A 23,943-nucleotide genomic window follows, 5' to 3' on the forward strand; every position below is an offset into this window, starting at 1 on the left:
ATTGCCGATAAGTGTTTTGAGGAATGATTTCCAAAAAGGTTGGGACATCATGAATTTGATCCTTCCAATCGGGCCACGACAGCCATGACGCGGGCCACGTGGTTCTGGGTTTCTCTGTAAGGTGGAATGCCACCGTACTGGCGTACGGCGTCCGGCCCGGCGTTGTAGGCTGCCAGCGCCAAATGCGGATCGCCGAAGCTTTCCAGCATCATTGTCAGGTAGCGGGCGGAGCCGTCGAGGTTCTGCAGCGCTTCATGAGGATCCACACCGAGATCTCGGGCAGTAGCAGGCATCAATTGGCCCAGACCAATGGCGCCCGCGCTCGAGACGGCATTCTGCCTGTAGGCGCTTTCCACCTCGATATTGGCCCGGTAGAGAGCCAGCCAATCCGTGACGGACAGTCCCGCGCGGCGCAGGCCGGGATGGCCGACATAGCGCAGGGCTGTTGCCTCGATGCCCAAGAGAACGTCTGCGCGGGTCAGGGGTGCTGGCTGGGCGAGTGCCGCAAGCCTCAGCGAGTCAAGTTCGAAAGCTGCTTCAGTCTCACCAAGAATGGCCAAACCATCGGACGCCGATCCCAGACCAACGCCGTCATTGTAGTTTCGAGCAAAACCGCTCTGAGACCGCGACGGGGTCAGAGAGCCGTCGCTCTCCATGATCAGGACCATTTGCGCTGAGGCAGGTGCTGCGACCAGCCAGAGACAGACGAGGTTAGTTGCCAGTGCCCAAGTCTGATGGGGCTTTGTCTGGCGGGGCGAGTTTATGCGTGCGGCTTGTACCCGCCTCAAGCGGCAGGTCGATATGCGCAAAGCCAAGGCCAATGAAGAAAGACACCACGCCGGAGATCGTCTTGAACTCGCGGATCTTGATATCGTTGTAGGTCGTCCGCGTGCGGGCGGTGACGAGGAGCTTTTCCACCCCGTCATCAGAGACAACGCGCATGATCCAGACCCCGTAATAGCTGGGGCCTTTCTTATGTGCTGATTCCTGGCACAGGATTTCTGCGCTATAGCCGCTTTCCACGAGCTCGCGGAACCTGGCTTCCGTAACCACATTTGGTGCTTCGATGTCCCAGTTCATGGCCCGGCTCACGCTTTCTCCAATGGCGCGACCCCAGGCATTCCCACTTGAAGCCTAGAGTTACGATAGTATACTATCAACCGCAAGATGTAATATCATGCTTTAGCTGTAGTTTGGTTACGCAAACACTAGTCACGGCCAGTGTCCGCGATCAAGGAGATAACAGGTTTGAGAAACCGCAGGTTGAGAGGCCAACACCTATTGCGGGCTGTACCGATACTCCTGGTTGTCCCTGGCGCGGGTTTCGCAGAATCCTGCTTCGCCCCGGCCCGTCCTTTCCTGCCAAGCGATTCGCAGGCAGCGCGGGACTATGCAGACATCATCCGTGGCGATTTCGAAGATTACATCCAGGATATCCAGAGCTACTTCCGTTGCCTAGACGGCGAACGGGCGCGCGCCTTCGAGGAAGCGCGCGAAGTCAGCGAGGACTATGGCCGATTTCTGCAATTGGTAGGGGATTGATGGGCAGCCTCGGGAGCATCAGACTTGCAGCCCATGGAAACCAGACGCCGATAACACCCTCATATATCTACTTTTTAGATAACAGATTTCATCCGCTAGCGACGTCACAAAAGGTATGTGACGCGTGGCAAAGACAATCAGAAGCAAAGGGCAGGTGGCACTCTGCCAGGCGTTGGTCGACGCTCGGATCAAGGCAGGCCTTGGCCAAGATGAATTGGCGACCAAGCTCAGATGCCACCAATCCCTCATTGCCCGCCTTGAAAGCGGTCAGCGCCGGGTCGACGTTGTCGAGCTGGTCGTTCTGGCGCGCGCCATCGGCTTTGACCCGTTCGAGGTTCTGGCGATCGTTGAATCCGCCACGGAGCCCGACCACAGGATTTAAAGCCAATGAATTGTTGAGAAAACCGGAACCCATTTTCCCGGTCTGATGATCATTCTCTCATCGAGGACCAGGTAGCCAAAATCAACGAAGGCTGGTGCATGGTCGTAGTGAACACTCTGCAACCACACGCCGCATTTCGCAGCGCCACAGTGCAGGAAGTCAGTAAACAGTGAACGATGATAAGGGTGAGGGCGTCGCGATCGCCAATCTGATCGGGACCGATGGGTGCAGTGTTGTTGGTTGGGTTTATCGCTGGAGTACAGGCTCACATGCGGTGATGTGGGACGTCCAAGGGCCCCAGCCGGTATCGGAAACCCGGCCGGATATAAGTGACGAACAGAAGCAAGAAATCGACTTCGATGCGCTGACGAGGATCGGAAGAAGCGACGACAGGTGAACAGAGCGAACCCGCAGTGTTTGCCGAAACGCCAAACAGCATGTGGACCGAGACGCGTATGCGGTGCGGTCGTACACGCCAAAGGAGCCGTCTTCCGAGACAAATCTACGTGGCGGCAGGTCAGTAGTTCACCTGCTCGAACCCGTAGTTGCCCTCATAGTCACGCCAATCGACGAAGACGGATCGGTGATAAATGCTAGGGCAATGCTCGCCCCAGCGTTCAAGACCTACGTGAGCCGAAGGAAGGGCAGTGACGGAAGACCTTTGCCAGGCGAAGTCACCTTGGGTCCCATATGTGCCGAGGACCACGGTCGCACTTAGGTTGCAATCCCCATCTCGCCCGGATTCGTGCTGGCGGGCATAGCGAACGTCAAAGACGCGGATGGACCGCACAAAATTGAACTCCGGACCGCTGATATCGATATCAGCACGATCCTGAACAAGGCGAAGCACGAAGTCTGCTGGAATGCCGCCCGTTCCGGTTTCTGGAGAGCGCCAAACGGCATTTGTTGATTTTGTTTGGACGGCAACATCATTGCCTGGAAACGATTGGTGGGGCGAATAGTCCTTGGCGTGAAACAAGGTTTCGAAGATCCGGCCTACATTGCTCGGATGCCGTTCGGTCTCATAAGATGCGCCCATAGGACAGCGCCAAATCTGTAGTGGTGGTTCCACAGGCCATGGCGTGATGCGACGAATGAACTCGGCGCGGGCACGGCTGCAAGGCACGGAAGCGGGCCAACCCCCGGACAGACAGAGGAGGATTGCGCAGTCGATTGGGTAGGTTTGAGCCTTTGTGATGCTCGGCAGCCAACCAGCCGCTAAAGTGATTGCTGCGGTTAGGCATAGCGACAGTCTCTTGAGTTGAAAGCGCATGGTAGGGGCCCCTTTGTCGGACACCATCGTACCTTCAATAATATACTAACGCAACTGTGAGCGATACCTGAACCGCGACTCTTGTCGAGCTCAGGGTAGGGGTGTCATCGCATTTCCTCCAACATCTTTTCGCGAAAGACCTCGGCTGGCGTTTTCCATCCAAGGCACTTGCGCGGCGTGTTGTTGAGGCGATCACAGATCACCTTCATATCGTGATCTGTGCATTGCCGGATGTCGCGTTTGCGGGGCAGCCACCTTCGAAGGCGTCGGTTTGTGTTCTCGACTGTGCCTTTCTGCCAGGGGCTGGAGGGGTCGCAAAACCACGTCTGGGTTCCGATCTCGGCTTGGAGGTGCGGCCAACTGACAAACTCGGTTCCGCGGTCAAAAGTAATGGATCGACGGGCGACGAGGGGGAGGTCTTTGAGAGACTTCATGATCTTTCCCATGACCGGTTTGGTGCGCTTATTCGGGTTCTTCAGGATCACGGTGAAGCGGCTGACGCGCTCAACCAATGAGGTAACGTTGGACTGGCCAAGCTTTTGTTTGAACAGCATCAAATCAGCTTCCCAATGGCCAAACTGACGGCGATGAGCGACATCATCGGGTCGGAACAGAATGCTGACATCGCGGTGGAATTTGGGTTCTCTGCGCCTTCTGGTGCGACGTGGTCTGCGGGCGACACGATGGGTCGGTAGATACCACCACAGGTCTTCGCGCTGACCTTCTGTGGAATAGATGTAACGATAGATGGTTTCTTGGCAGACCCTAAGCGGAGCACCCTCGTGGATCATGCGGTTACTGATCTGCTCGGGTGTCCAACCGTTCCTGATGCGCTCTATCACACGTTTACACAGCTCAGGATGTTTAATCAGCTTGCGCTCTCGAGCACGACGTTCCGCTTGCATCAGGTGGGCAGCAGCACCGTAATAGCCATCGCATCCCGGCATGCTCTCGTCCGAGAAATGGTTGCGCTTTAGCTCGCGAAATATCGTTGATCTGCAGCGCTTCAGAACGCGCGCCATCTCGTCAACTGGGACCTTCGCGTGTCTCCAGCGTTCTATCTTGCGTCGTTCTGTGATACTCAGTTGATCGTAAACGGCTCCCATACCGATTCCTCCCGTTAGATAAACTACTGTTTTCTAACAAGAGTCGCACTTGAAGCTAGCGCGCGCCACACTAAGTATATTGCACCCATAATACAGGTTATGTAAAAACACGACTGTAATTTACATTAAGTGCTCGAATAATCGCCATCGACCACGCGACAAGATGTAGAAGCCGAGCAATCAATCTGTGTCAAAAGAAACTCCTTGAAGCTCTAGTTGGTAGAGGTTCTATGGTACATTAAACGCCGTTTCTCGTGTCACGGCATTCGCCAGACAAAGCTGGAAGAGTATAGTATGCTGACTAGACGACATTTCGTGATGACCACCGCCGCCCTCTTTTCTGCCCCGGTTGCCAGCCCGGTGCTGGCAAATACCTGGCCGACCGAATCGCAGAAGGTTGCCTGGGACGCACAGGTGACGCCGCCCGGCTTTGACCCGGCAACCTCGAACCCCTGGGGCTTACATCCGCGGTTTCTCCCGACCCGGGTGGCCGCGAAAGACGGGCTGACACCGGGCGACATTCATGTCGATGCGGTTGCGCGCTACCTTTATCACATCGAGGAGGGCGGGACTGCCATGCGCTATGGCGTCGCCATTGCTCGTGGTGATCTATACGAACCAGGTACATACACGATCAAGCGTAAAGTCAGATGGCCGCATTGGCAGCCGACGCAGAACATGATCGACCGCGACCCAGAACTCTACGCTGATATCGCCGACGGTATGGAGCCCGGACCTAAGAATGCGCTTGGGTCGCGAGCTCTCTATCTCTTTCTCGGCGACCGGGACACTTATCTCCGCATTCACGGTACGCCACAGCCGAGAAGCATTGGCGGTCGTGCAAGTTCCGGCTGCGTCAGAATGGTCATGGCGCACATAAACGAGCTTTATCCCAACGTCGATATTGGTTCGACGGCTTTCCTCTACTCGGCCGAGGACAGTGTCACTGCGGGAAGCTGAGGCCGTGTACCAAAGCACCATCGGTCAGGGAAAGTGACGGGAGTTTATCCTAGCCGGGGAGCACTTCGGATTACTGAACCCCGCTAGGCCGCCGGCGCGGTACAAATCGGATTTCCGCGAGGTGTTCGGAGCGGCACCAGGGTAACTTCCACGGGACTGTTGTGCAGATACCAGTAGCAGCCGTCTTCCGGCAAAAGGCGCGCGGACTGAAGATCCTGACCTGTTGCGGCCATAGCGACGACTGCCTCCGGCAGTGGTCTGTTTTGTGCAGTGTCGGGCCCGCCAGGAATAGAAGCGGAACACGCTCCCAACAAAAACGCTGCTGGGAGAAGTAAGCCAAGATGAATTCGCATATTTAAAATTTCCGCCCTTAGAACAACTTAACCTGAGTACCAACCTCGGCTAATCCAAACAACTCTTCGATATGTTCGTTGTAGAGGCCGATGCAGCCGTTCGACGATTGTCGACCGATCTTGCGCGTGTCACCTGTGCCGTGAACGCGGTAGTACTGCCATGACAGATAAAGGGCGTGTGTTCCAAGGGGATTGTCGGGGCCAGGGCCAACGAAATCCGGCCATTCGGGATTGCGCTCCTTCATCGACGGCGTAGGTCGCCAGCTCGGGCCATCCACCTTGCGAACGATTTCGGTGTAACCGCGCCGCGTCAACTCCTCCGTAAGAGGGACGCTGGAGGGGTAAAGCTTGTAGACGTTTTCGTCTTCCGACCAGAACTGCACCGCGCGGGAGTCAATGTCGCAGAGAATCGCGCCATTCCGCAGGTTGTCAAAATGATCTTGCCAGGACGCAACCCTAAACCCGGAAATATTGCTTCGCACCGCCGGTGCCGCCAGACCCTCGCTTGTCTGTGCCATGGCCCTACTGGTCGCGAGAACCAACCCACTTGCTGCTGCACCAAAGAGTGCAGTCCGGCGTGTGAACGGTCTGTCGTTAGCTCGTCTCATCAAGAAAACCTCTGGTCTCGTTATTTTTCCCGGTTCTAAGACCTACACCCGCTAGAGCTTCAATATGTTTCTGCTCACAAACCCGTGAGATTGAACTCGGTCATGGCATCAAAGAAATCTGCGGGTTTTTTGGAGGTAGGTTCGGTAAGCATCCCCATAGCGATCAATCAACCAGCGCTCTTCGGCGAAGGTCGCAAGGATCAATGCCGCGACGCCGGTGATAATCACCGGCCACGCGAGGATTGAGGCGGAGAGCAATCCGATCCCGATGAGGATCGCCATGTCAGCCACATATTGAGGATTGCGGGAGAAGCGGTAAAGGCCACGGGTCCGCAGAACGCCTTCATCACCACTCGTCACCGCTATTCCAAGTTGCATCACACCGGACCAGACAACGGCATTGCCCAGAACGATCAGACAAAGCCCTAGACCCCAACGTATGATCCATGGGAAGTCGAGCTCACCCCATTCTAGCAGACCCAAAACGATGGCAGATCCGAAGCCGACGCACGTAAGTCCCCAGACGACAATCTTGTGGGCTCCTGTAGAGTGAATCGGCGGCCAGACACGTCGCTCCGGTTGGAACATGGACCAGAGTATACCCGCGATCAGCAACAGATTGGCCGCACAACCCAGCACGAGAACCACGGTTTTGAGGTCACCCATGACCATACCTGTCGGCGTCCCGATGTTTGGTTGCTGAGCGTTCAAACTCCAGCGTTGAGTGGTCGATCCCGAATTCCTCGTCGAGGCGGGTCTTGATTGCCGTCTTGATGTTTTCGAGGTCATCCCAGCGGTCCTCGGCGATTACGACGTGGGTATCGAGCGCCGCACGATGCTCCTGCATCTGCCAGAAATGTGCGTGATGAACTTCCTCGACTCCGTCCACGTCCTCCACGGCCGCGATAACCTTGTCCGTGTCGATATCGGGCGGGCTTCCCAACATCAGGGTGCGGATTGGGCCACCGATCTCGCTGAAGGCGAGCCAGAGGATATAGGCGGCAATCCCGATGGTGATCGCCGGATCAACCCAGCGGACATCGTAGAGAAGGATTAGAACGCCACCGACGATCACGGCCACAGACGCCAGCGCATCGCTGAGGTTGTGGAGGAACAGCGCCCGGATGTTCACGCTGCCTTTCTGCATCGAATAGGTCAGCCACGCGGTGAGGGTATCGATGAACAGCGCCACACTGCCCAGGATGACCACGGTCCAACCCGCGACTTCGGGCGGATCAACAAACCGCATCGCGCCCTCATAGACCAGATAAAGGCCGATGATGATCAGCGAGGTATAATTGATAAGCGCGGCGACGATCTCGACCCTGCCATATCCGAAGGTCATTTTCGCATCGGCCGGGCGGCGCGCGATCTTGCGCGCGCCGAATGCGATGACGAGCGACGCCATGTCGGAGAAGTTGTGGATGGCATCCGCGATCAGCGCGAGGCTGCCGGATAGTATCCCGCCGACAATCTGCGCGACCGTCAGGAGGCCGTTTGCCCAGATGGCAATGGCAACCCGCCGGTCGCCTTCTTTAGGCTCCATATGGGCATGATCATGCGGCACGAGAAGCCTCCTCATGGCCGTGGTTTGGCCGGCTGAGCCCTGGAACGCTTGGCAAACGACCAGCGCGGATCGCCCTGACGCGGGCATTCATCCAATGGCGAATGAGGTGCCGATAGATCCAGTCGCGCAGCGGGCCTAACGCCTGACGATGGTGCTCATAAAACATGTCAGGATTATCGAATGTTCCAAAATCGCGGGCGATGCCGGTCTTCTGGATATATGTACTCTCCCCCGTCCATCCGACTGGCGGTGCGCTCAAGCAGTCGGTCCCGGCACCGTAGCCGCATAGGGACTGAGTCTCGGAAAACGACCGCTGCAAGGCCAACAGGAAGGATGTGTCGAGGATGAAGCCCTCAAGATCGACCCATTCTGCCTCGGTCTCGACCTCGATCCATGAGTGGAGGATTTCTGCGGGTGCGATCGGATAGATCAGTTCAGGCACGACGCCCCGTTGCAACGCTTTGTGGATTGTGAACCCGTGCAAGCGGCATCTTACGCCGACAGCGCGTAGAAGCGCCATCAGCAGCGTTCCCTTCGTGTTGCATTGTCCATACCTGTCATTGAGTACTTCGGAGGCAGGAATGTCGTCGGCGCGGTTATAGCCAAAGTCGATCTCGTTTCGCACGAAGTCGTAGATTGCACCAATTCGATCATGCAACGGCAAGGTTCCCCACCCCCGGTCGGCGATCAGAGCGGCAAGTGAAGGATGCCTGACATCCAAGAGTGGCGTCGACGAAAGCAGCGGGTCAACAGGGGTCATGAGCGTTTCCTAGAATCAACTATACAAAGATGATAGTTTCTACAGTCACTGTAGCTTCAACCTTTATCTTGTGGCGACGCGAGAGACTATTCTGGTTGGTGATTGTGAACTGCCTTGTGATGCTCGTCATGCGCGTCCCGCAGGATGCCTATGCCGCCCCACGCCGCGATGCCAGCCACCGCGACCCCGACAACGAGGTCGGGCCAGTTGCTGCCCAACCACCAAACGAGACCGCCCGCGATCAGGATGCCGCCGTTCGATGCGAAATCGTTGAGGCTGAAGGTGTTGGCGGCCCGGATGTTCACGTCCGGTTCCTTCAGTCGCCCGAGCAGCCAGATGCAGGCGAGGTTGACGACCGCAGCGATCAGCGACATTGCGATCATCAGAGTTCCGAGCGGTTCGGAACCGCCGACATAGCGCCGCCAAGCGTCAATCAGAATGCCAACCGCAAAGATCAGAAGCAATCCGCCGGATACGTTCGCGGCACCCCGCTTCCACTTCGACGACCGGGACAAGGCCAGAAGGCTGATGCCATAGACGAGGCTGTCGGATGTGTTGTCGAGACCATTGGCGATCAGGGCGCTGGAATCGCCGATAGCTCCCGTGGCGAAGAACCCCGCAGCGATTGCGAGATTGAGACCGAGAACAATCCAGAGCGTCTGGCGCTCTTTTTCATTCTTCCCGCTGAATTCGCTTTCGACCATCGAACTGGCAAACCTTCCGATTTCTAAGAAAGGGGGCAGAAACGCCCTCTTCGGATGAAGCTGTCAAAAAGATATATAGAACCTCTAGCGACTATAGATCCAAAATAGCTTATTTACGTCCCTCTGGGCACCGAAAGAATAATCGCGGCACCGATCAAACAGATGGACGTCCCTATGAAGTCCCATCTGTCAGGTCGCTCGCCCTCGACGAACCACATCCAGAGCATGGAGGCCCCGATGTAGATGCCGCCATAGGCTGCGAAAGCGCGGCCCGCTGCGCTGGTTTCGACCTGCGCCAGCAACCAGCCGAAAAGCGCGAGCGCGATTATGCCGGGTGCGAGCCAGAGCGGTGATGCCCCAAGACGCCACCACGCCCAGATGGCGAAACACCCGCTGATCTCCGCGACAGCAGCCAGCGGATAGGCAATTGCGGCGTTCAAGCCCCAATCTCGTCGTGCTCGGTGAGACATTCCGCATGGTCTCGAAGGACCTCCAGAACCTTGCACTCCGCAACGCTGTCACCGTCGCACTCGGCGACCATGCGTTTCAATTCCTTCTTAAGCGCTTGCAGACGCTTGATCCGCTGTTCGACTTGGTGGAGTTGCCGACGCGCGATCGAATCCGCCTCCGCGCAGGATTGGGACGGGTTGTCCGAGAGGTCCAGCAGCTCCCGGATGGAGTCGAGCGAAAATCCGAGCTGGCGTGAGTGCCGGATGAAAGCCAGCCGGTCGAGGTCCTTTTCAAAGTACCGGCGCTGGCCGCCTGCGGTCCTTCCGGCCTCGTTCATCAAACCGATTTGTTCGTAGTAGCGGATCGTCTGAACCTTGGTTCCGGTTCTCCGCGAGAGTGTTCCAATTGCCAGCATGTGCGATCCTTCAATCTACAAAGACTGTAGCTTACTGAAGAGCCAACTCCATTGAAAAGACAAAGGTTTCACATCAGCGTGACTTCGGACAACAAAAAGTAACTTTTCGCTTGAACCTCTATCTGCTGTAGCTTGTATCCCGCGCACAGACGAACTGAACAGGTGGGTAGCGCAAGCAATGAAGAAGGTCCGGATAGTTCTCTGGTCGGCAGTGGTTGTCACTGCGGCGGTGTCAGCCACGCTTTGGATGACTGAACGCAATCAGGGACCGGTCGCCGCGCGTGTTGATCCTGAGGCCGAGAGTTTCACTGCGGATTTTGAGCTGACGGACCATACCGGTATGGTGCAGACCGACGAGGATTTCCGGGGACGCTGGATGCTCGTCTTTTTCGGATTTGCGAACTGCCCCGACGTGTGTCCCATGGGGCTCGCAACCATCGCGCAGGTCATGGACGAGCTCGGCACCCAAGGTTCCGCCGTCCAGCCCCTGTTCATCACGGTCGACCCTGAAAGGGATACGCCAAGCGCTCTGGCCAACTACGTTCCCCAGTTTGGTCAGGGAATCCTTGGGTTGAGCGGACCGCCGGACCAAATCGAACGCACTGCCGAGACCTTCAAGATCTACTACCAGAAGATCGAGGAAGCCTCGGCGCCCGACGGCTATACGATGGGGCATACGTCGTCCTTCCTTCTCTTCGATCCGGAAGGCGAATTTGTCCGCATCTACGAATACGACGAGGAACCCGGACTGATCGTTACTGATCTTCGCGAAAGGATCGGCGCGTGACAGCTAGCCCAGACGCAACGCCAAGCGCCGCGAGCCCGGTGGCTTTCCTCTTCGCGGCATGGTTCGTCGCCTTGTCCGCGTCGCTTGCCGTGCTCTTCATCGGAGAGGTTCTGGGGCAGACCCCCTGCAATCTGTGCTGGTTCCAGCGTGCCTTCATGTTTCCGCTCGCGATCATCCTCGGGGTGGCGGCGTGGCGCGCCGACCTCTCGATCTGGCGCTATGCCGCGCCGCTCGCGGTTCTGGGTGGTGCCGTCGCCCTTTACCATTCCCTGCTTTACGCAGGGATCGTGCCGGCGCCGATCGTCCCCTGCACGGCGTCCGGGCCATCCTGCACCGATGACGCGATGCTGATCCTTGGCCTGCCAATCCCTCTGCTCTCCCTGCTGACGTTCGGGGCAATCCTTGTCCTTCTCATTCAACTTCGACGGATATCAATATGAACCGAAAGACACTTCTGCTCGCGATACTCACTCTGGTACTGGCCGTTTTCGTGGCTGGTGCCTGGTTCGTATCGCGCCCCGATCCGACCCCGGTGGCGACAGCCGCTCCGCTGGAACAACAGGATCGTCTTGTTCGGTCCTATTCTCCCATACTCGGGCGTGAGGATGCGCCAGTGACCATCGTGGAGTTCTTCGACCCAGCCTGCGAGGCCTGCCGCGCCTTCCATCCCATCGTGAAGCAGATACTGACGCAATACCCCGACGATGTGCGCGTCGTCATGCGCTACACTCCGTTCCACGGCGAGGGGTCCGAGCTGGCAATCAAGGTGCTGGAAGCGGCCCGGTTGCAGGACGTTTTTGTTCCCGTGCTGGAAGCGCTGCTTGAAAATCAGCCTGCCTGGGCCTCCCATGGCGCGCCTGCGGCAGAGCGGATCATGGAGATCGCCGGAGCGGCGGGTCTGGATACTGCGGCGGCGGCGGACCAGATCAGGTCACCCAGCATCGTCGGCGTCCTCAATCAGGACCGGGCCGACGTCGAAGCTGTCGGAATCCAGGGCACACCGACGTTCTTCGTCAACGGTAAGCCTTTGCCAGAGTTCGGTGCGGAGCAGCTTTTGTCGCTCGTCCAAGCCGAAGTCGAGGCTTTGGCAACCAATTAGAACGAACAGGAGAATCAACGTGTTCAAAACCTTCGCAAAGGCAATCCAGAGCCTGTCTGTCGCACTTCTGATGGGCTTGCCAATGGCATCCTCAGCGCAGCAGATGTCAGACAACGCATCTATTGTGGTCGAGAACCCTTGGGCGCGTTCGAGCCTTGGAACGTCGCGGCCCGGCGGGGCCTATCTGACCGTTCGGAACGAGGGCAGCGACCCGATCTCCCTTATCGGTCTTCGCGCGGAGATCTCCGGCATGGCTTCGATCCACGAAACCAGAACCAATTCTGACGGCGTCAGCAGCATGGCTCCGGCGGACGATATCGTGATCCCGCCCGGGGGTATGTTCGCCCTTGAACCCGGCGGATATCACGCCATGCTGATGCAACTGCAATCTCCGCTCGTCGAGGGGGAGACCTTTCCGCTGACCCTGCTCTTTTCCGATGGAACAGAGCTTGAAATCACCGTCCCGGTCCTTGGCATCGGCGCACGCGGCCCCGAAGGCTGATCCGGCTGATGATGAGGGTGGCCAAAATCGCAGCGATCGGAGCGGCGGCGGTCTTTGCCGCCCTGTTTGTCGGCTGGTGGCAGGTAGATGGGCCTGGCGCTGACTCCGCGCCGGGCAAGCGGTCTCTACCGCTGACTGCTATGGAATTCAGCCTGACGGATCAGGATGGTCGGGATGTCGGCCCGGAAACCCTCATCGGCGAGCCGAGTCTGGTCTTCTTCGGATTCACCTATTGCCCCGACGTTTGCCCGACGACCCTCTCGGACATTTCCGGATGGCTCGACGAGATTGGGCCGGATGCCGAAGACCTGAATACCGTTTTCATCACCGTAGATCCGGACCGCGACACGGTCGAGACCATGGCCGAGTATGTCTCGTATTTCCATCCGCAGATACAAGGATGGACGGGCTTGCCAGACCAGATCGCGGCCATCGCCGATGGTTTCCGTGCCACCTATGAGAAGGTTGAGGGGGAAAACGGCGAATATACGATGAACCACACGGCGGGTGTTTTCCTGTTCGATGCAACAGGTCGCTTCGTCACCACCATCGACTATCACGAACCACGCGAATTCGCCGTGCCGAAGATAAGGCGCGCGATGCAGAACAGAACCGAGAGGGCAGAATCTTGAAACTGAGACATATCGTTCTGGGAACGACAATGGCCGCGGCAGCGGTCAGCACGATAGCGAGCCGGGCTTTGATCCTGGAGGCGCCGCCCGAGTACATCTTTTCCGAGGCTCCGGAAGCCTTGGACAGTCCACCCGAACCTCTCGATGGACCAGGCGTCAACGCATCTGGCGAGACGATGCCGAATATGCTTCCGGCCGCTTTTCAGCCGCCTGAGTTTCCCGCACTCGAACGGGCCGAGCCAGATAATCTGATGGCGCTTGTTCAGGCCCTCGCCACGCCGCCTTGGGAGGCGACGGTCGAGGCGGGTGACACATTGGACGTGCTTCTCTCTCTCGCGGACATGGATGCGCAAACACGGACCGAAGTCGCACTGGCACTGACGGTTGAATACGACCTGCGCCGCCTTCGACCGGGCCATCGTCTCAGCGTCGACTTTCGCCCGGACGGCACGCCATTCGTTGTGACGTTGGCTGTCGATGACGGTGTGCGGATCGAAGTCACCCTGGACGACACCATTGCGAGCCGGACGGTAACGCCGAGCGCGTTGACAGTCGAGCGTGCGAGCCAGTTGCTGGTGAACGGGTCGATCTACGCTTCGCTGGATCGAGCAGGCGTCCCGGCCCGTTTTGCCGTCGATCTCGCACAAATCCTCGGGGAAACGGTCGACTTTCGCAGGGATCTTCAAGGCGGAGAGACCCTGAATATCCTTTGGGGTCAGACCGTCCTTCGCGATGGTTCAGAGGTCGGTCAACCGTCAATCTCCTATGCGGCCCTCGATCTGGCCGACGACCGCTTCGAAATCCTCTGGTCAGCCGAAGACAGCGGGCGGGCAACGGTCTATTTGAATGGTGAAATCCTGCGGACGGTCGCGCCGCCGGTGGAAGGCGCACGACTGTCGTCGGTCTTCGGGCAGCGCAAGCATCCGATCTACGGCAATATGCGGATGCACACAGGTGTCGATTATGCCGCCGCTGCGGGGACACCGATTGCAGCGACCGCACCCGGACGGGTCTCCTTCATCGGATGGCGGAGCGGGTATGGCCGGGTGGTCGAGATCGCGCACGGGTCAGACACAATGACCCGCTATGCGCACCTCAGCGCTGTGCCGGAGGGTCTGGCCGTCGGAAACCGCGTGGTCGCGGGCGAAACGATTGGCCAGGTCGGTGAGACAGGCACGGCGACAGCTCCGAACCTTCACTACGAAGTGCGCGTGGACGGCCGACCTATCGATCCGCTCGGGGAGGAATTGCTCGCCTCTGCGGAAAATTTCGACACTGCGGATGCCACTGAAATCCTTGAAGAGACGCGCACACGGTTCGCGACCTTTCTTCGCGAAGACACATGACTGATTTGAAAGGAATTCCGATGAAAAACAGGTTTCAAACCTTGGCCGCTGCGACCCTCATGATTGGTGCCGCGACGGCAGTAACCGCCCAGACCGCTATCCACGTCGGAAAGACGCGCGGCTGCGGTTGTTGCCTTGCCTGGATGGAAAAGCTGTCCGATGCCGGGTTCGCTCCTGAAGGTGAGAATATGGGCGGGGCGTTGATCCGTCTGAAAATGGATCGCGGTATTCCCGTCGATATGTTCTCCTGTCACACGGCGACCGTCGAAGGCTACACCATCGAGGGTCACGTTCCGCCAGCCGATATTACTCGACTGCTTGAAGAACGTCCCGATGCCATAGGCCTGGCCGTGCCCGGCATGCCCATCGGCTCGCCCGGCATGGATTTCGGCGACGATGCCGAAGCCTACGATGTCTTTCTGGTGAAATCCGACGGCTCCACTGAGATCTTTTCGTCCTATCCGGCGAGTTAAAGTGGAGCAAATCACAACACTCTCACCAGTCGCACTGGGCTTTCTAGGCAGCCTGGCCGCCGGTCTCATGACCGCCGTCGGGGCGACGCCCGTGCTTCTCGGCAAGACCCCGTCACGCAAATGGCGCGATATTTCGCTCGGCTTTGCCGCCGGGGTCATGCTTGCCGCGTCTTTCTTTTCTCTCATTATACCGGCACTCGACGCAGCGGAGGGCCGATACGGGGATGGCGCGATACCGGCGCTGATCGTCTGTGCTGCGATCCTGATGGGCATGGGCGCGGTCGCCATGATGAACGAAATGATCCCGCATGAGCATTTCAGCAGCGGGCGCGAAGGCCCAGAGGCGGTCTCGCTGCGCCGTGTCTGGCTCTTCATCATCGCCATCACGATCCACAATGCGCCGGAGGGTTTGGCCGTCGGCGTTGCGTTCGGTGCCGACGGTTTTACAGGCGGATTTCCCGTCGCTCTCGGGATCGGATTGCAGAATGCGCCTGAAGGGCTGGCCGTTGCAGTCGCCCTACTGGGCGAGCGATACTCGGCGGGCCGTGCGTTCGGCATCGCAGCACTGACTGGTTTGGTCGAACCCGTCACGGGCTTTCTTGGTGCCGCGATGATCGTCGTGGCGCAGCCTCTCTTGCCCTGGGGTCTGGCTTTTGCGGCGGGCGCGATGCTTTACGTCATCAGCCACGAGATCATCCCGGAAACCCATCGCAGCGGCCACCAGAAGCAGGCGACGACCGGGCTCGCGATCGGGCTCGTCGTCATGCTGTTCCTCGATGTCTGGTTGGGGTGATCCATGGCAACTCGTTCCATCGGCATTTGTACAGCTGTCGCGGCGCTCGCCGCCGATCAGGCATCGAAGGCGTTCGTGCTTGCGAACGCAGAAGCGCTCGCCACCGGCGTCGCTGTATTCCCCGGCTTCAACCTGATCTTCCACCGCAACTACGGGGTGACCTTTGGGTTCTTTCAAAATGTGCCGTGGTGGGTCCTTGCATTGGTCGCCACCGCCGTCGTTCTGTTCCTCGTCGTTTCACTGATCCGGGCAACGCAGGCAGCCGAGGCGGTTGCCTACGGCATGGTGATCGGCGGCGCTCTTGGGAATATCGTCGATCGTCTTCGCTTTGAAGGGGTGACCGATTTTCTGGATTTCTATCTCGGAACGGTGCATTGGCCAGCGTTCAACCTCGCGGATGTCTTCGTGGTCTGCGGCGTCGGGATTTTGCTGATCTTCTCGGGGCGCGAAAAGGTCGCTGCGTCCGAAACCTCAAGATAGATCTCGGTGATTTCAATCGGCATCACTGTTCTCCGCATTTCCGGAATGTCAGGTATCATCCTCACATTCTGTGCATTCGGCCTCGGCGCTTTGGCAGTTTTCGCTCTGCCACCATTCTCGATGCCGGTGCTTTTGCCCGTCGCGTTTGGCGCGCTGTATCTCCTTACGGTCGGAGAGAGCCGCATGCGGGCCGGACTTGCCGGATGGGCGTTCGGCGTTGGCTTCTTCCTGTTCGGATTGTCCTGGATCGCGGAGAGCTTTTTCGTCGACGCGGAGCGGTTCGGCTGGATGGCCGTTCCTGCGGTGGCTGGACTGGCCGCCGGCCTTGCGCTGTTTCCGGCGGCGGCAATGGCAGCGTTCGCATGGAGCAGGACGAAAGGTGTCTCCGGCGCATTGATCTTCGCGGTCTGCTGGTCGGTTTCGGAATGGCTGCGCGGCACCATGCTGACAGGCTTTCCCTGGAACCTGATCGCCTATGCATGGGCCGACTACGATATTCCACGCCAAATGGCCGCATGGGTTGGCAGCTACGGACTTGGCCTCGTCACAGTTCTGCTGTCGGTCCTGCCCGTAACGCTCCTCATGCGGAATCGTCGGCAAAATGCGTTCGCCGCATTTGTTTTCATGTCGGTGGTGGGGGGTGCCGGAACCCTCGGTACGGTTCGCCTTATGGCCACCACACCGCCAACAGACACAACCGTCAGGATCGTTCAGGGAAACATTCCTCAGACGGAGAAATGGGACCCCGCGTTCCGCGAACGGAACATATCCCGCTATCTGGACCTGTCTGCGCAGTCTGGCAGCTTCGACGTCCTTCTCTGGCCTGAAAGTGCATTTCCCGGTTATCTTGATGAGAATCCTGAAATGTTGGGTCGAATTGCAGAACGTCTGCCTGAGGGCCGCGTTCTTCTGACCGGTGCACAGACGCGCGAGTCGGACGGCACTGGCACACGCTACAGAAATTCGATCCTCGCAGTCGATCAGACCGGACAGATCGTCACGCGATACGCCAAGCATCACCTCGTGCCGTTCGGGGAATACGTTCCCCTGCGGAGTTTTCTTCCGATCCAGCGACTGACCGCAGGGCTTGGGGACTTCACGCCCGGTCCCGGCCCCCAGACCGTTGAGCTACCCGGTTTATCTCCGGTCGGCCTTTCGATCTGCTACGAGGCCATTTTTCCGGGACGTGTCGTAGACGCCGCTTCGCGTCCGGACTGGATATTCAACGCCACCAATGACGCTTGGTTCGGTGCGTCTCTCGGTCCCCGGCAACATCTGGCCTCTGCCAGGATGCGCGCGGTCGAAGAGGGGCTGCCCTTGGTTCGCGCGGCCAACACGGGCATTTCAGCAGTTATCGATGGGTACGGCCGGATCGTCGCCCGCCTCGGGCTCGATGAGACCGGCGTGCTGGACGCCCGCTTGCCAGTTGCGCTCCCGGCCACGCCATTCGCGAAATACGGGCAGATGATGTTCCTGCTCGTTTTGGCAGCGTGCATCGCGGGTGCCATTGGGTTGACTATTGGAAAGGAAAAGGCACCATGATCGTGATCTTCGGAGCATTGGTCGGCGCCGCATGGGGCGGATATCTCGCCAAGAAGCGTGGCGGCAACAGGCTGGACATCGCCCAATACGCGACGAGTTCCGCGATCGCATTCGGACTCCTGGCGTTGTTCGCCTCGATCTTTCTCGCACGGGTTCTATGAACCGCCAGCCAAGGCCGGTACGATGCTATGCTATGCGAATATGTCGATTGGCGTCCCGTCCCGCACCATCGCGTAGATATCCTCAATCTCGCGGTCCGACACCGCGATGCAACCCGCCGTCCAGTCTGGTTTGATCGCGTCGATACCGGGTCGTGGCCCGCCATGGATGAAAATGTCGCCGCCCGGCTCTTGTCCCTGTGCAGCGGCATAGGCGATATCGGCCTCGTTCGGATAGGAGATGCCGATGGAGAGATGGAACAGACTGTCGGGATTGCGGCGGTCGACTGTATAGGTTCCCTCGGGCGTTTTTCCATCACCCTCGAATTGCTTGGGCCCCTCCGCCGCAAAACCGAGATCGATCCGGTAGGCTTTCAGGACCGAGGTATTGTTGAACAGGAACAGGTTCCGGTCACTTTTGAACATCTGCAACCGGGTGACTGCGGGCCCGTCGTAGGTCCGGAACTTGCTGGCGCATCCCGCAAGGCCGAGTGCCAGTCCACCCAATAGCGCAGTTCTACGTGTCGTTTTCATCATGTCGTCCGCTCTATCTTTCTATGTGCCCATTCATATCGGTGTCGGCATGCCTGATCAATCAATGGCCGTGTGCCAGGGCTCCCTGCGCCATCTTTTCCCCGATTTTCTCACCCCCTGACGGGTCTGGCCGATCCGTCGTGGCCCGGAGCAGCCTGAGCGCGTTGGCGACGACCAGCAGCGAAACGCCAACATCCGCAGCGATGGCCCCCCACATAGTCGCCATGCCGAACGCCGTCAGCCCGACGAACAGTGCCTTGGTCGCCAGTGCGATGCCTATATTCTGATGAATGATGCCCATGGTCCGGCGTGAATGCCCGATCAGCCATGGCACCTTGGCGATATCGTCCGTCATCAACGCGATATCGGCTGTCTCAATAGCGGCGTCCGATCCGACCGCACCCATGGCGATGGCGAAATGCGCCCGCGCCATGGCAGGTGCGTCATTCACACCATCTCCGATCATTGCCACGACATCGTAACTGGCAACCAGTTCTTCGATTGCCGCCACCTTGTCTTCTGGCAGCAGTTCTGCGCGAACCTCATCGATGCCGACTTCCGCCGCCACGGCGCGCGCCGTGCGTTCATTGTCGCCGGTCAGCATGATGATCTTTTGCACGCCTTGGGCATGCAGACGCGCCACGACCCCCTTCGCATCCGGGCGGATACGGTCGCGCAGTTCGATCAGGCCCAGCAGGCGGCTTCCGGAGCCTACGGCCACGAGTGTGCTGCCAGCCCCTTCGATCCGTTCCAGCAGGTCGCGGGGGATCGCTTCGCCAAGCCCCTTCTCGGTCGCAAATCGATCCGAACCGAGCCAGACGGGCTGACCCTCCCAGGTTCCCTCGACACCGCGGCCCGGCACCGTTTGGGTGTCGGTAGCCGCCGACTGCTTCAGCCCATCGCGTTCGCCGCGCACCAGGATGGCCCGCGCGAGAGGATGCGAAGAGCGGGCTTCCAGCGCGACAGCGGCGCTCAGAAGGTCGCGCTCGGCCGTGCCGCCCAAGGGATGCAGACCCGCGACCTCCGGTTCTCCCATGGTGATCGTCCCGGTCTTGTCCATTGCCAGAGCTGTCAGGCGTGACGGCGCCTCCACATAGGCACCGCCCTTGATCAGCACGCCATTGCGTGCCGAGGCCGCGAGCGAAGCGACGATGGAGACCGGCGTAGAAATCACGAGCGCACAGGGGCAAGCGATTACCAGGAGAACCAGTGCATTGTAGAACCAATAATTCCATGCCCCCGCGAACAGCAGCGGTGGAACGACGGCGATTAGAACCGCCAGCACCATGACAATAGGCGTGTAGATGCGGGCGAACTTTGTGACCCACTGTTCAACCTCGGCGCGGCGCGAATGAGCGTCGCCTACCATACGGATGATTTTCGAGAGCACGGTATCGCCTGCGGCCTTGGTGGCCCTGACCGTCAGTGTGCCGTCGCCGTTGATCGTTCCGGCATACACTTCATCGCCAGTTTCCTTTGCCACAAGAGCACTTTCCCCGGTAATCGGAGCCTGATCAACATCGCCGCGACCCTCGGTCACCTCTCCGTCGAGCGGGATACGGTCTCCGCCGCGCACCACGAAGCGGTCACCGATCGCAACCTGAGCCGCAGGAACATCGGTCTCCGATCCGTCGTCACGAATGACGCGCGCCGTGGGTGGTGCTAGGTCCAACAGGGCCGAGACCGCGTTGCGCGCACGCCCCACGCTCCAGGATTCGAGAGCGAGGGACAGAGCAAAGAAGAATGCGACCGTTGCCGCCTCGAAAAACTCGCCCAGACCGATCGCCCCGGCCACGGCGACGATCATCAGCAAATTCATGTCAGGCGAAAATCTACGCGCGGCGGACCATGCTTTGGGGGCGACCAGCCAGGCTCCGAACACCACCGCCAGCATGAACAGCCCCATCTCGACCAGAGGCATAGACGTCTCGCCATGACCGGAGAAGAGCCGCAGCGCGCCGCCCGCCCCCGTCTCGACGATGTGGTAAAGGAACCCCGCGGCCCAGAAGCCGCCGCTGAGCCCGGTGAAGAGGCGTTGACGTGCGAAATGGGCCGCCTGGTCCGCTTCGGCGCTTTCAGCATCCCACATCTTCGCGCTCATCCCAGTCGACCCGACGATCTTGATGATCTTATCGTCGCTGAGCGGTTTGGCGCTTTTGAGGATGGTCATGCGCCCGTTGATCACATCGAAGGCCAGATGCTCGCTGCCGCCGACTTCCGGCCCGACGACCTTGTTCAGGATCGCGACCTCTTCCGCACAATCCAGCCCGTTAACGCGAAAACTGCGTCCGGAGGATGGTGGAGGTGCTGCCACCTGCGCGGTGTCTTCGGCCGTCTGGCCGCAGCAAGCCTTTGTGTCTTTGCGATCATCCTGATGACCGTGCGGATGCGTGTCTGGACCGTGGTGGGACATGGGAAACCTCTGAGAATAAGCGTTGAGCCAAAGATAGGAGCTTCAGTTGCTAGAGGTTCAAGAAGTTTCTTGGGATGTTCTGTGCTTAAGGCCATCACAATCAGCACTGTACCTCCTCTGAACTGTTCGGGCGCGACAGCGAGGCGATTGGACTTGACCTTCCATCTACGGGAAGCACTATTTGCGGACCCAGTGTAGTTTTTGAAAGGCTGGGAAATGGATCAGATAGTAGGCAAGGATGCGTCAGAGCGGTCGTCGGATCATGCCGTGGATCCGGTGTGCGGCATGTCCGTCACAATTTCTCCGGACGCACGCCGTGCAGACTATGACGGTGAAATTTTCTATTTCTGCTCCGACAGGTGCCACACCAAGTTCAAGGCTGATCCAGTTTACTACGCCTCTGGCAAGGCATCGGATCGTCGCATGACCTCACAAGCAGGCGCGCAGTATACATGCCCGATGCACCCTGAAATCGTACGTGATGAACCCGGATCTTGCCCGATCTGTGGCATGGCGCTTGAACCGATGTTACCGTCGGATGAACCCAGTGAGGAACTGACCGACTTCACCCGCCGCATGTGGATCAGTGCCGCCGCGGCCGTTCCCCTGGTCATCCTAACCATGGGTGAGTTGGTCGGTCTGCCCGTCCGAGACTGGATCGGGCATCAACTGGCGACCTATGTCGAGTTCGCGTTGGCGACACCAATCGTCCTATGGGCGGCGAAACCCTTCTTCGAGCGGGGATGGGCGTCGATCGTGAACCGCTCGCCCAACATGTGGACACTGATCTCCATCGGTGTCGGTGCGGCCTACATCTATTCGCTGGTGGCTACGTTCCTTCCGGGCGTGTTTCCGGAGGTCTACCGGATGGGCGCGGGGGTCGGCACCTACTTTGAGGCCGCCGTTGTCATCATCACCCTGATTTTTGTTGGGCAGGTTCTGGAGCTGAGGGCGCGGGAACGGACCGGCGATGCCATTCGGGCACTACTCGACCTGGCCCCGAAAACTGCGCGACGTATCCTGCCCGACGGCACAGAGTATGACGCGCCGCTGGAAAACATCGTTGAGGGGGATCGTCTGCGGGTCCGCCCAGGCGACGCGATCCCCGTCGACGCCACGGTCATGGACGGTACGTCGTCCATCGACGAGAGCATGATCACCGGCGAACCCCTGCCGGTCGAAAAAGGTCCCGGCGATACCGTCACCGGCGGCACGATCAACAAGAAGGGATCCCTTGTCATCGAGGCCGCGCGCGTGGGTGCCGACACGATGCTGAGCCAGATCGTCGAGATGGTTTCGAACGCGCGTAGGTCCCGCGCGCCGATTCAGGGTCTTGCCGACAAGGTCTCATCCTACTTCGTGCCGACCGTTGTCCTGATCGCGCTGCTCGCATTCGTCGCGTGGCTGAGCTTCGGACCCGAACCTGCTCTGGTCTTTGCCATTGCCTCGGCGGTGTCGGTGCTGATCATCGCCTGCCCCTGTGCTCTGGGTCTGGCGACCCCGATTTCGATCACGACGGCCGCGGGGCGCGGTGCACAGGCGGGTGTGCTGATCAAGGACGCCGAAGCTCTGGAACGCATGGCCAAGGTCGATACGCTGATCGTGGACAAGACGGGTACCCTGACCGAGGGGAAGCCGAAGCTGACCGATGTGGCCGCTCTGGGCGACGAAAGCGAGGAAACCATTCTAACCCTAGCTGCCGCCCTGGAAAAAAGCTCGGAGCACCCGTTGGCGGAGGCCATCGTGGAGGGTGCGATGGAGAAGGGCATCAAGGTCGGCAATGCCGAAAACTTCGAGGCGGTGACCGGAAAAGGCGTGCGCGGAACTGTCTTGGGGCGGGCTGTCGCACTTGGAAATACCGCAATGATGCGCGACATGTCTCTCGACACATCTACGGCGGAGGAAGCGGCAGATGTTCTACGGGCCGAGGGTAAGACCGCCATGTTCGTAGCCATTGAAGGTAAGCTGTCCGGCATCGTCGCAGTGGCCGACCCGATCAAGGAGTCGACTGCCGAAGCCATCAAGGTACTGCACGAGGCAGGTCTGCGGATCATCATGGCGACAGGTGACAACGAACGCACCGCCAGCGCCGTGGCGCAGCGGCTTGGAATCGACGAGGTTCGGGCCGGCGTTCTGCCGGAAGATAAGAAGGCGCTGGTCGACGAGCTGCACGCCGAAGGCAGAAAGGTCGCGATGGCGGGTGATGGTGTCAACGACGCGCCAGCCCTGGCCGCAGCGGACGTCGGCCTTGCCATGGGTACGGGCGCGGACGTGGCGGTTGAAAGTGCGGGCATCACGCTGTTGCGCGGGGATCTGAACGGCATCGTCAAGGCGCGGACACTGGCGGTGGCGACGATCCGCAACATTCGCCAGAACCTGTTCTGGGCGTTTGCCTATAACACGCTCGGTGTTCCAATCGCGGCAGGGGTCCTCTACCCGGTCTTCGGCCTATTAATGTCACCAATGATCGCCGCAGCCGCGATGAGCCTTTCTTCAGTCTCGGTCATCGCAAACGCTCTCAGGCTGAGGCGATTGAAGCTTTAGCGGGTCCGCGTTTTGAACGTGAAGTAGGTCAATTATCCATTTCAGCAAAACGTGTATTGCTGGTCTGTCAGAAATCCAACATAGCTGACCGATGATACTCAAAACGCGCCTTTTTGTGCTTACTCTTTTGATTGGCGTTGTTCTGGCGCAAATCAGTCATGCGTCCATTTCAAGCGTGGATTCAGGGTCTTCGATGGTCATGCAAAGCGATTGCTGTCCAGATGACTGCCCGGACATGCCGGAATGCGATGCTGCTTGCATTTCGACGATGCAATTTCGGGTAGCCCCGATTGTGCTGGGGCTGGAACGAGCAACTCTAGCGAGCTTGCCGAGCCCCGGAAACGCAGAGTTCTCACGGGCCGAGGCGGCAGCGCACCGACAACATGCGGACATTGAGCTTCAAAGACCGCCAAAGGCATGACGGGTCAGGTGTCTTTCGCACCAAAATCCACGCGCCGATGTAACGTATAGACTCAGGGTTGATACGATGGCTGGCGTTCCCGTTGCCCGTCAAAATAGG

29 protein-coding genes are annotated in these 23,943 nt (G+C 59.0%); 16 read left to right on the forward strand and 13 right to left on the reverse strand.

Features of this window, described 5'->3' with window-relative positions:
- Positions 1-47: 47 nt before the first annotated feature.
- Positions 48-668, reverse strand: coding sequence for a lytic transglycosylase domain-containing protein (locus tag DSM14862_RS21395; protein ID WP_040701729.1), 621 nt, complete (start codon positions 666-668; stop codon positions 48-50).
- A 43-nt stretch (positions 669-711) separates the two neighbouring features.
- Positions 712-1,080, reverse strand: coding sequence for a hypothetical protein (locus DSM14862_RS21400; RefSeq protein WP_007120684.1), 369 nt, complete (start codon positions 1,078-1,080; stop codon positions 712-714).
- Positions 1,081-1,281: 201 nt separating this feature from the next.
- Between DSM14862_RS21400 and DSM14862_RS21915 the strand changes: the two genes are divergently transcribed.
- The 3 genes from DSM14862_RS21915 (at position 1,282) to DSM14862_RS21920 (ending at position 2,321) form a co-directional block, all read left to right on the forward strand.
- Positions 1,282-1,542, forward strand: a complete 261-nt coding sequence (locus tag DSM14862_RS21915) for a hypothetical protein (protein ID WP_007120685.1) — start codon at positions 1,282-1,284, stop codon at positions 1,540-1,542.
- Positions 1,543-1,666: 124 nt separating this feature from the next.
- Positions 1,667-1,924 (forward strand): helix-turn-helix domain-containing protein, encoded by a 258-nt coding sequence (locus DSM14862_RS21405; protein WP_007120686.1) that lies wholly within the window; start codon positions 1,667-1,669, stop codon positions 1,922-1,924.
- 169 nt (positions 1,925-2,093) lie between these two features.
- Positions 2,094-2,321, forward strand: coding sequence for a hypothetical protein (locus DSM14862_RS21920; protein ID WP_007120687.1), 228 nt, complete (start codon positions 2,094-2,096; stop codon positions 2,319-2,321).
- Positions 2,322-2,441: 120 nt separating this feature from the next.
- Here DSM14862_RS21920 and DSM14862_RS21410 read toward each other — a convergent pair whose 3' ends face one another.
- Both DSM14862_RS21410 and DSM14862_RS21415 read right to left on the reverse strand, forming a co-directional pair.
- A complete protein-coding gene (locus tag DSM14862_RS21410; RefSeq protein ID WP_243254693.1) occupies positions 2,442-3,197 on the reverse strand; it encodes a hypothetical protein in 756 nt (251 codons plus the stop codon).
- 104 nt (positions 3,198-3,301) lie between these two features.
- A complete protein-coding gene (locus DSM14862_RS21415) occupies positions 3,302-4,303 on the reverse strand; it encodes an IS30 family transposase (protein WP_243254694.1) in 1,002 nt (333 codons plus the stop codon).
- Between the two features lie 294 nt (positions 4,304-4,597).
- Between DSM14862_RS21415 and DSM14862_RS21420 the strand changes: the two genes are divergently transcribed.
- Complete coding sequence (locus tag DSM14862_RS21420; protein ID WP_040652264.1) at positions 4,598-5,263, forward strand: L,D-transpeptidase; 666 nt, start codon at positions 4,598-4,600, stop codon at positions 5,261-5,263.
- A gap of 370 nt (positions 5,264-5,633) precedes the next feature.
- Here DSM14862_RS21420 and DSM14862_RS21430 read toward each other — a convergent pair whose 3' ends face one another.
- The 7 genes from DSM14862_RS21430 to DSM14862_RS21460 all read right to left on the reverse strand — a co-directional run bounded on the left by DSM14862_RS21430 (position 5,634) and on the right by DSM14862_RS21460 (position 10,120).
- Positions 5,634-6,134 (reverse strand): L,D-transpeptidase, encoded by a 501-nt coding sequence (locus tag DSM14862_RS21430; RefSeq protein WP_007121392.1) that lies wholly within the window; start codon positions 6,132-6,134, stop codon positions 5,634-5,636.
- A gap of 198 nt (positions 6,135-6,332) precedes the next feature.
- Positions 6,333-6,890, reverse strand: coding sequence for a methyltransferase family protein (locus tag DSM14862_RS21435; RefSeq protein ID WP_007121393.1), 558 nt, complete (start codon positions 6,888-6,890; stop codon positions 6,333-6,335).
- Positions 6,883-7,791, reverse strand: coding sequence for a cation diffusion facilitator family transporter (locus DSM14862_RS21440; RefSeq protein ID WP_007121394.1), 909 nt, complete (start codon positions 7,789-7,791; stop codon positions 6,883-6,885). The genes DSM14862_RS21435 and DSM14862_RS21440 overlap by 8 nt, the downstream gene beginning before the upstream one ends.
- Complete coding sequence (locus tag DSM14862_RS21445; RefSeq protein ID WP_007121395.1) at positions 7,781-8,551, reverse strand: transglutaminase-like domain-containing protein; 771 nt, start codon at positions 8,549-8,551, stop codon at positions 7,781-7,783. The genes DSM14862_RS21440 and DSM14862_RS21445 overlap by 11 nt, the downstream gene beginning before the upstream one ends.
- An 86-nt stretch (positions 8,552-8,637) precedes the next feature.
- The gene (locus tag DSM14862_RS21450) at positions 8,638-9,255 is read right to left on the reverse strand and encodes a cation transporter (RefSeq protein ID WP_024099354.1); all 618 of its coding nucleotides are present in this window, start codon (positions 9,253-9,255) and stop codon (positions 8,638-8,640) included.
- 113 nt (positions 9,256-9,368) lie between these two features.
- Positions 9,369-9,695 (reverse strand): YnfA family protein, encoded by a 327-nt coding sequence (locus DSM14862_RS21455; protein ID WP_090270124.1) that lies wholly within the window; start codon positions 9,693-9,695, stop codon positions 9,369-9,371.
- Positions 9,692-10,120 (reverse strand): MerR family transcriptional regulator, encoded by a 429-nt coding sequence (locus DSM14862_RS21460; RefSeq protein ID WP_243254686.1) that lies wholly within the window; start codon positions 10,118-10,120, stop codon positions 9,692-9,694. The genes DSM14862_RS21455 and DSM14862_RS21460 overlap by 4 nt, the downstream gene beginning before the upstream one ends.
- Positions 10,121-10,298: 178 nt before the next feature.
- Here DSM14862_RS21460 and DSM14862_RS21465 point away from each other — a divergent pair, with 178 nt between their 5' ends.
- The 11 genes from DSM14862_RS21465 (at position 10,299) to DSM14862_RS21515 (ending at position 17,935) form a co-directional block, all read left to right on the forward strand.
- Entirely contained in the window at positions 10,299-10,907 is a 609-nt protein-coding gene (locus DSM14862_RS21465; protein WP_040701839.1) for an SCO family protein, read from the forward strand.
- Positions 10,904-11,347 (forward strand): disulfide bond formation protein B, encoded by a 444-nt coding sequence (locus DSM14862_RS21470; protein ID WP_007120864.1) that lies wholly within the window; start codon positions 10,904-10,906, stop codon positions 11,345-11,347. The genes DSM14862_RS21465 and DSM14862_RS21470 overlap by 4 nt, the downstream gene beginning before the upstream one ends.
- The gene (locus DSM14862_RS21475; RefSeq protein WP_007120865.1) at positions 11,344-12,006 is read left to right on the forward strand and encodes a DsbA family protein; all 663 of its coding nucleotides are present in this window, start codon (positions 11,344-11,346) and stop codon (positions 12,004-12,006) included. Before DSM14862_RS21470 ends, DSM14862_RS21475 begins: the two co-directional genes overlap by 4 nt.
- A 70-nt stretch (positions 12,007-12,076) precedes the next feature.
- Positions 12,077-12,508, forward strand: coding sequence for a copper chaperone PCu(A)C (locus DSM14862_RS21480; protein WP_050770452.1), 432 nt, complete (start codon positions 12,077-12,079; stop codon positions 12,506-12,508).
- 8 nt (positions 12,509-12,516) lie between these two features.
- The gene (locus tag DSM14862_RS21485; RefSeq protein WP_007120867.1) at positions 12,517-13,140 is read left to right on the forward strand and encodes an SCO family protein; all 624 of its coding nucleotides are present in this window, start codon (positions 12,517-12,519) and stop codon (positions 13,138-13,140) included.
- A complete protein-coding gene (locus tag DSM14862_RS21490; protein WP_243254687.1) occupies positions 13,137-14,486 on the forward strand; it encodes a M23 family metallopeptidase in 1,350 nt (449 codons plus the stop codon). Before DSM14862_RS21485 ends, DSM14862_RS21490 begins: the two co-directional genes overlap by 4 nt.
- 20 nt (positions 14,487-14,506) lie before the next feature.
- On the forward strand, positions 14,507-14,959 hold the full coding sequence (locus tag DSM14862_RS21495; RefSeq protein ID WP_007120870.1) for a DUF411 domain-containing protein: 453 nt from the start codon (positions 14,507-14,509) through the stop codon (positions 14,957-14,959).
- Between the two features lie 10 nt (positions 14,960-14,969).
- Entirely contained in the window at positions 14,970-15,752 is a 783-nt protein-coding gene (locus DSM14862_RS21500) for a ZIP family metal transporter (protein ID WP_040701850.1), read from the forward strand.
- A gap of 3 nt (positions 15,753-15,755) precedes the next feature.
- On the forward strand, positions 15,756-16,232 hold the full coding sequence (gene lspA / locus DSM14862_RS21505; protein WP_007120872.1) for a signal peptidase II: 477 nt from the start codon (positions 15,756-15,758) through the stop codon (positions 16,230-16,232).
- 6 nt (positions 16,233-16,238) lie between these two features.
- Positions 16,239-17,774, forward strand: a complete 1,536-nt coding sequence (lnt, locus tag DSM14862_RS21510; RefSeq protein WP_007120873.1) for an apolipoprotein N-acyltransferase — start codon at positions 16,239-16,241, stop codon at positions 17,772-17,774.
- A complete protein-coding gene (locus DSM14862_RS21515) occupies positions 17,771-17,935 on the forward strand; it encodes a hypothetical protein (RefSeq protein WP_007120874.1) in 165 nt (54 codons plus the stop codon). Before lnt ends, DSM14862_RS21515 begins: the two co-directional genes overlap by 4 nt.
- A 30-nt stretch (positions 17,936-17,965) precedes the next feature.
- On the opposite strand, the gene DSM14862_RS21520 is transcribed toward DSM14862_RS21515, so the two are convergent.
- Together DSM14862_RS21520 and DSM14862_RS21525 are read right to left on the reverse strand one after the other, a co-directional pair.
- Positions 17,966-18,466 (reverse strand): L,D-transpeptidase family protein, encoded by a 501-nt coding sequence (locus tag DSM14862_RS21520; RefSeq protein ID WP_040701851.1) that lies wholly within the window; start codon positions 18,464-18,466, stop codon positions 17,966-17,968.
- 61 nt (positions 18,467-18,527) lie between these two features.
- The gene (locus tag DSM14862_RS21525) at positions 18,528-20,879 is read right to left on the reverse strand and encodes a heavy metal translocating P-type ATPase (RefSeq protein ID WP_243254688.1); all 2,352 of its coding nucleotides are present in this window, start codon (positions 20,877-20,879) and stop codon (positions 18,528-18,530) included.
- 216 nt (positions 20,880-21,095) lie between these two features.
- On the opposite strand from DSM14862_RS21525, the gene DSM14862_RS21530 reads away from it, so the two are divergent.
- Positions 21,096-23,423 (forward strand): heavy metal translocating P-type ATPase, encoded by a 2,328-nt coding sequence (locus DSM14862_RS21530; protein ID WP_007120877.1) that lies wholly within the window; start codon positions 21,096-21,098, stop codon positions 23,421-23,423.
- Positions 23,424-23,943 lie beyond the last annotated feature (520 nt).

This window comes from Sulfitobacter indolifex (assembly GCF_022788655.1).
Taxonomy (GTDB): domain Bacteria; phylum Pseudomonadota; class Alphaproteobacteria; order Rhodobacterales; family Rhodobacteraceae; genus Sulfitobacter; species Sulfitobacter indolifex.

Coding starts and splice junctions, on each gene's coding strand:
- DSM14862_RS21395 (WP_040701729.1), bottom strand. CDS start 668: ATGGTCCTGATCATGGAGAGCGACGGCTCTCTGACCCCGTCGCGGTCT.
- DSM14862_RS21400 (WP_007120684.1), bottom strand. CDS start 1,080: ATGAACTGGGACATCGAAGCACCAAATGTGGTTACGGAAGCCAGGTTC.
- DSM14862_RS21410 (WP_243254693.1), bottom strand. CDS start 3,197: ATGCGCTTTCAACTCAAGAGACTGTCGCTATGCCTAACCGCAGCAATC.
- DSM14862_RS21415 (WP_243254694.1), bottom strand. CDS start 4,303: ATGGGAGCCGTTTACGATCAACTGAGTATCACAGAACGACGCAAGATA.
- DSM14862_RS21420 (WP_040652264.1), top strand. CDS start 4,598: ATGCTGACTAGACGACATTTCGTGATGACCACCGCCGCCCTCTTTTCT.
- DSM14862_RS21430 (WP_007121392.1), bottom strand. CDS start 6,134: ATGGCACAGACAAGCGAGGGTCTGGCGGCACCGGCGGTGCGAAGCAAT.
- DSM14862_RS21435 (WP_007121393.1), bottom strand. CDS start 6,890: ATGGGTGACCTCAAAACCGTGGTTCTCGTGCTGGGTTGTGCGGCCAAT.
- DSM14862_RS21445 (WP_007121395.1), bottom strand. CDS start 8,551: ATGACCCCTGTTGACCCGCTGCTTTCGTCGACGCCACTCTTGGATGTC.
- DSM14862_RS21450 (WP_024099354.1), bottom strand. CDS start 9,255: ATGGTCGAAAGCGAATTCAGCGGGAAGAATGAAAAAGAGCGCCAGACG.
- DSM14862_RS21460 (WP_243254686.1), bottom strand. CDS start 10,120: ATGCTGGCAATTGGAACACTCTCGCGGAGAACCGGAACCAAGGTTCAG.
- DSM14862_RS21465 (WP_040701839.1), top strand. CDS start 10,299: ATGAAGAAGGTCCGGATAGTTCTCTGGTCGGCAGTGGTTGTCACTGCG.
- DSM14862_RS21475 (WP_007120865.1), top strand. CDS start 11,344: ATGAACCGAAAGACACTTCTGCTCGCGATACTCACTCTGGTACTGGCC.
- DSM14862_RS21480 (WP_050770452.1), top strand. CDS start 12,077: ATGGGCTTGCCAATGGCATCCTCAGCGCAGCAGATGTCAGACAACGCA.
- DSM14862_RS21485 (WP_007120867.1), top strand. CDS start 12,517: ATGATGAGGGTGGCCAAAATCGCAGCGATCGGAGCGGCGGCGGTCTTT.
- DSM14862_RS21495 (WP_007120870.1), top strand. CDS start 14,507: ATGAAAAACAGGTTTCAAACCTTGGCCGCTGCGACCCTCATGATTGGT.
- lspA (WP_007120872.1), top strand. CDS start 15,756: ATGGCAACTCGTTCCATCGGCATTTGTACAGCTGTCGCGGCGCTCGCC.
- DSM14862_RS21515 (WP_007120874.1), top strand. CDS start 17,771: ATGATCGTGATCTTCGGAGCATTGGTCGGCGCCGCATGGGGCGGATAT.
- DSM14862_RS21520 (WP_040701851.1), bottom strand. CDS start 18,466: ATGAAAACGACACGTAGAACTGCGCTATTGGGTGGACTGGCACTCGGC.
- DSM14862_RS21525 (WP_243254688.1), bottom strand. CDS start 20,879: ATGTCCCACCACGGTCCAGACACGCATCCGCACGGTCATCAGGATGAT.
- DSM14862_RS21530 (WP_007120877.1), top strand. CDS start 21,096: ATGGATCAGATAGTAGGCAAGGATGCGTCAGAGCGGTCGTCGGATCAT.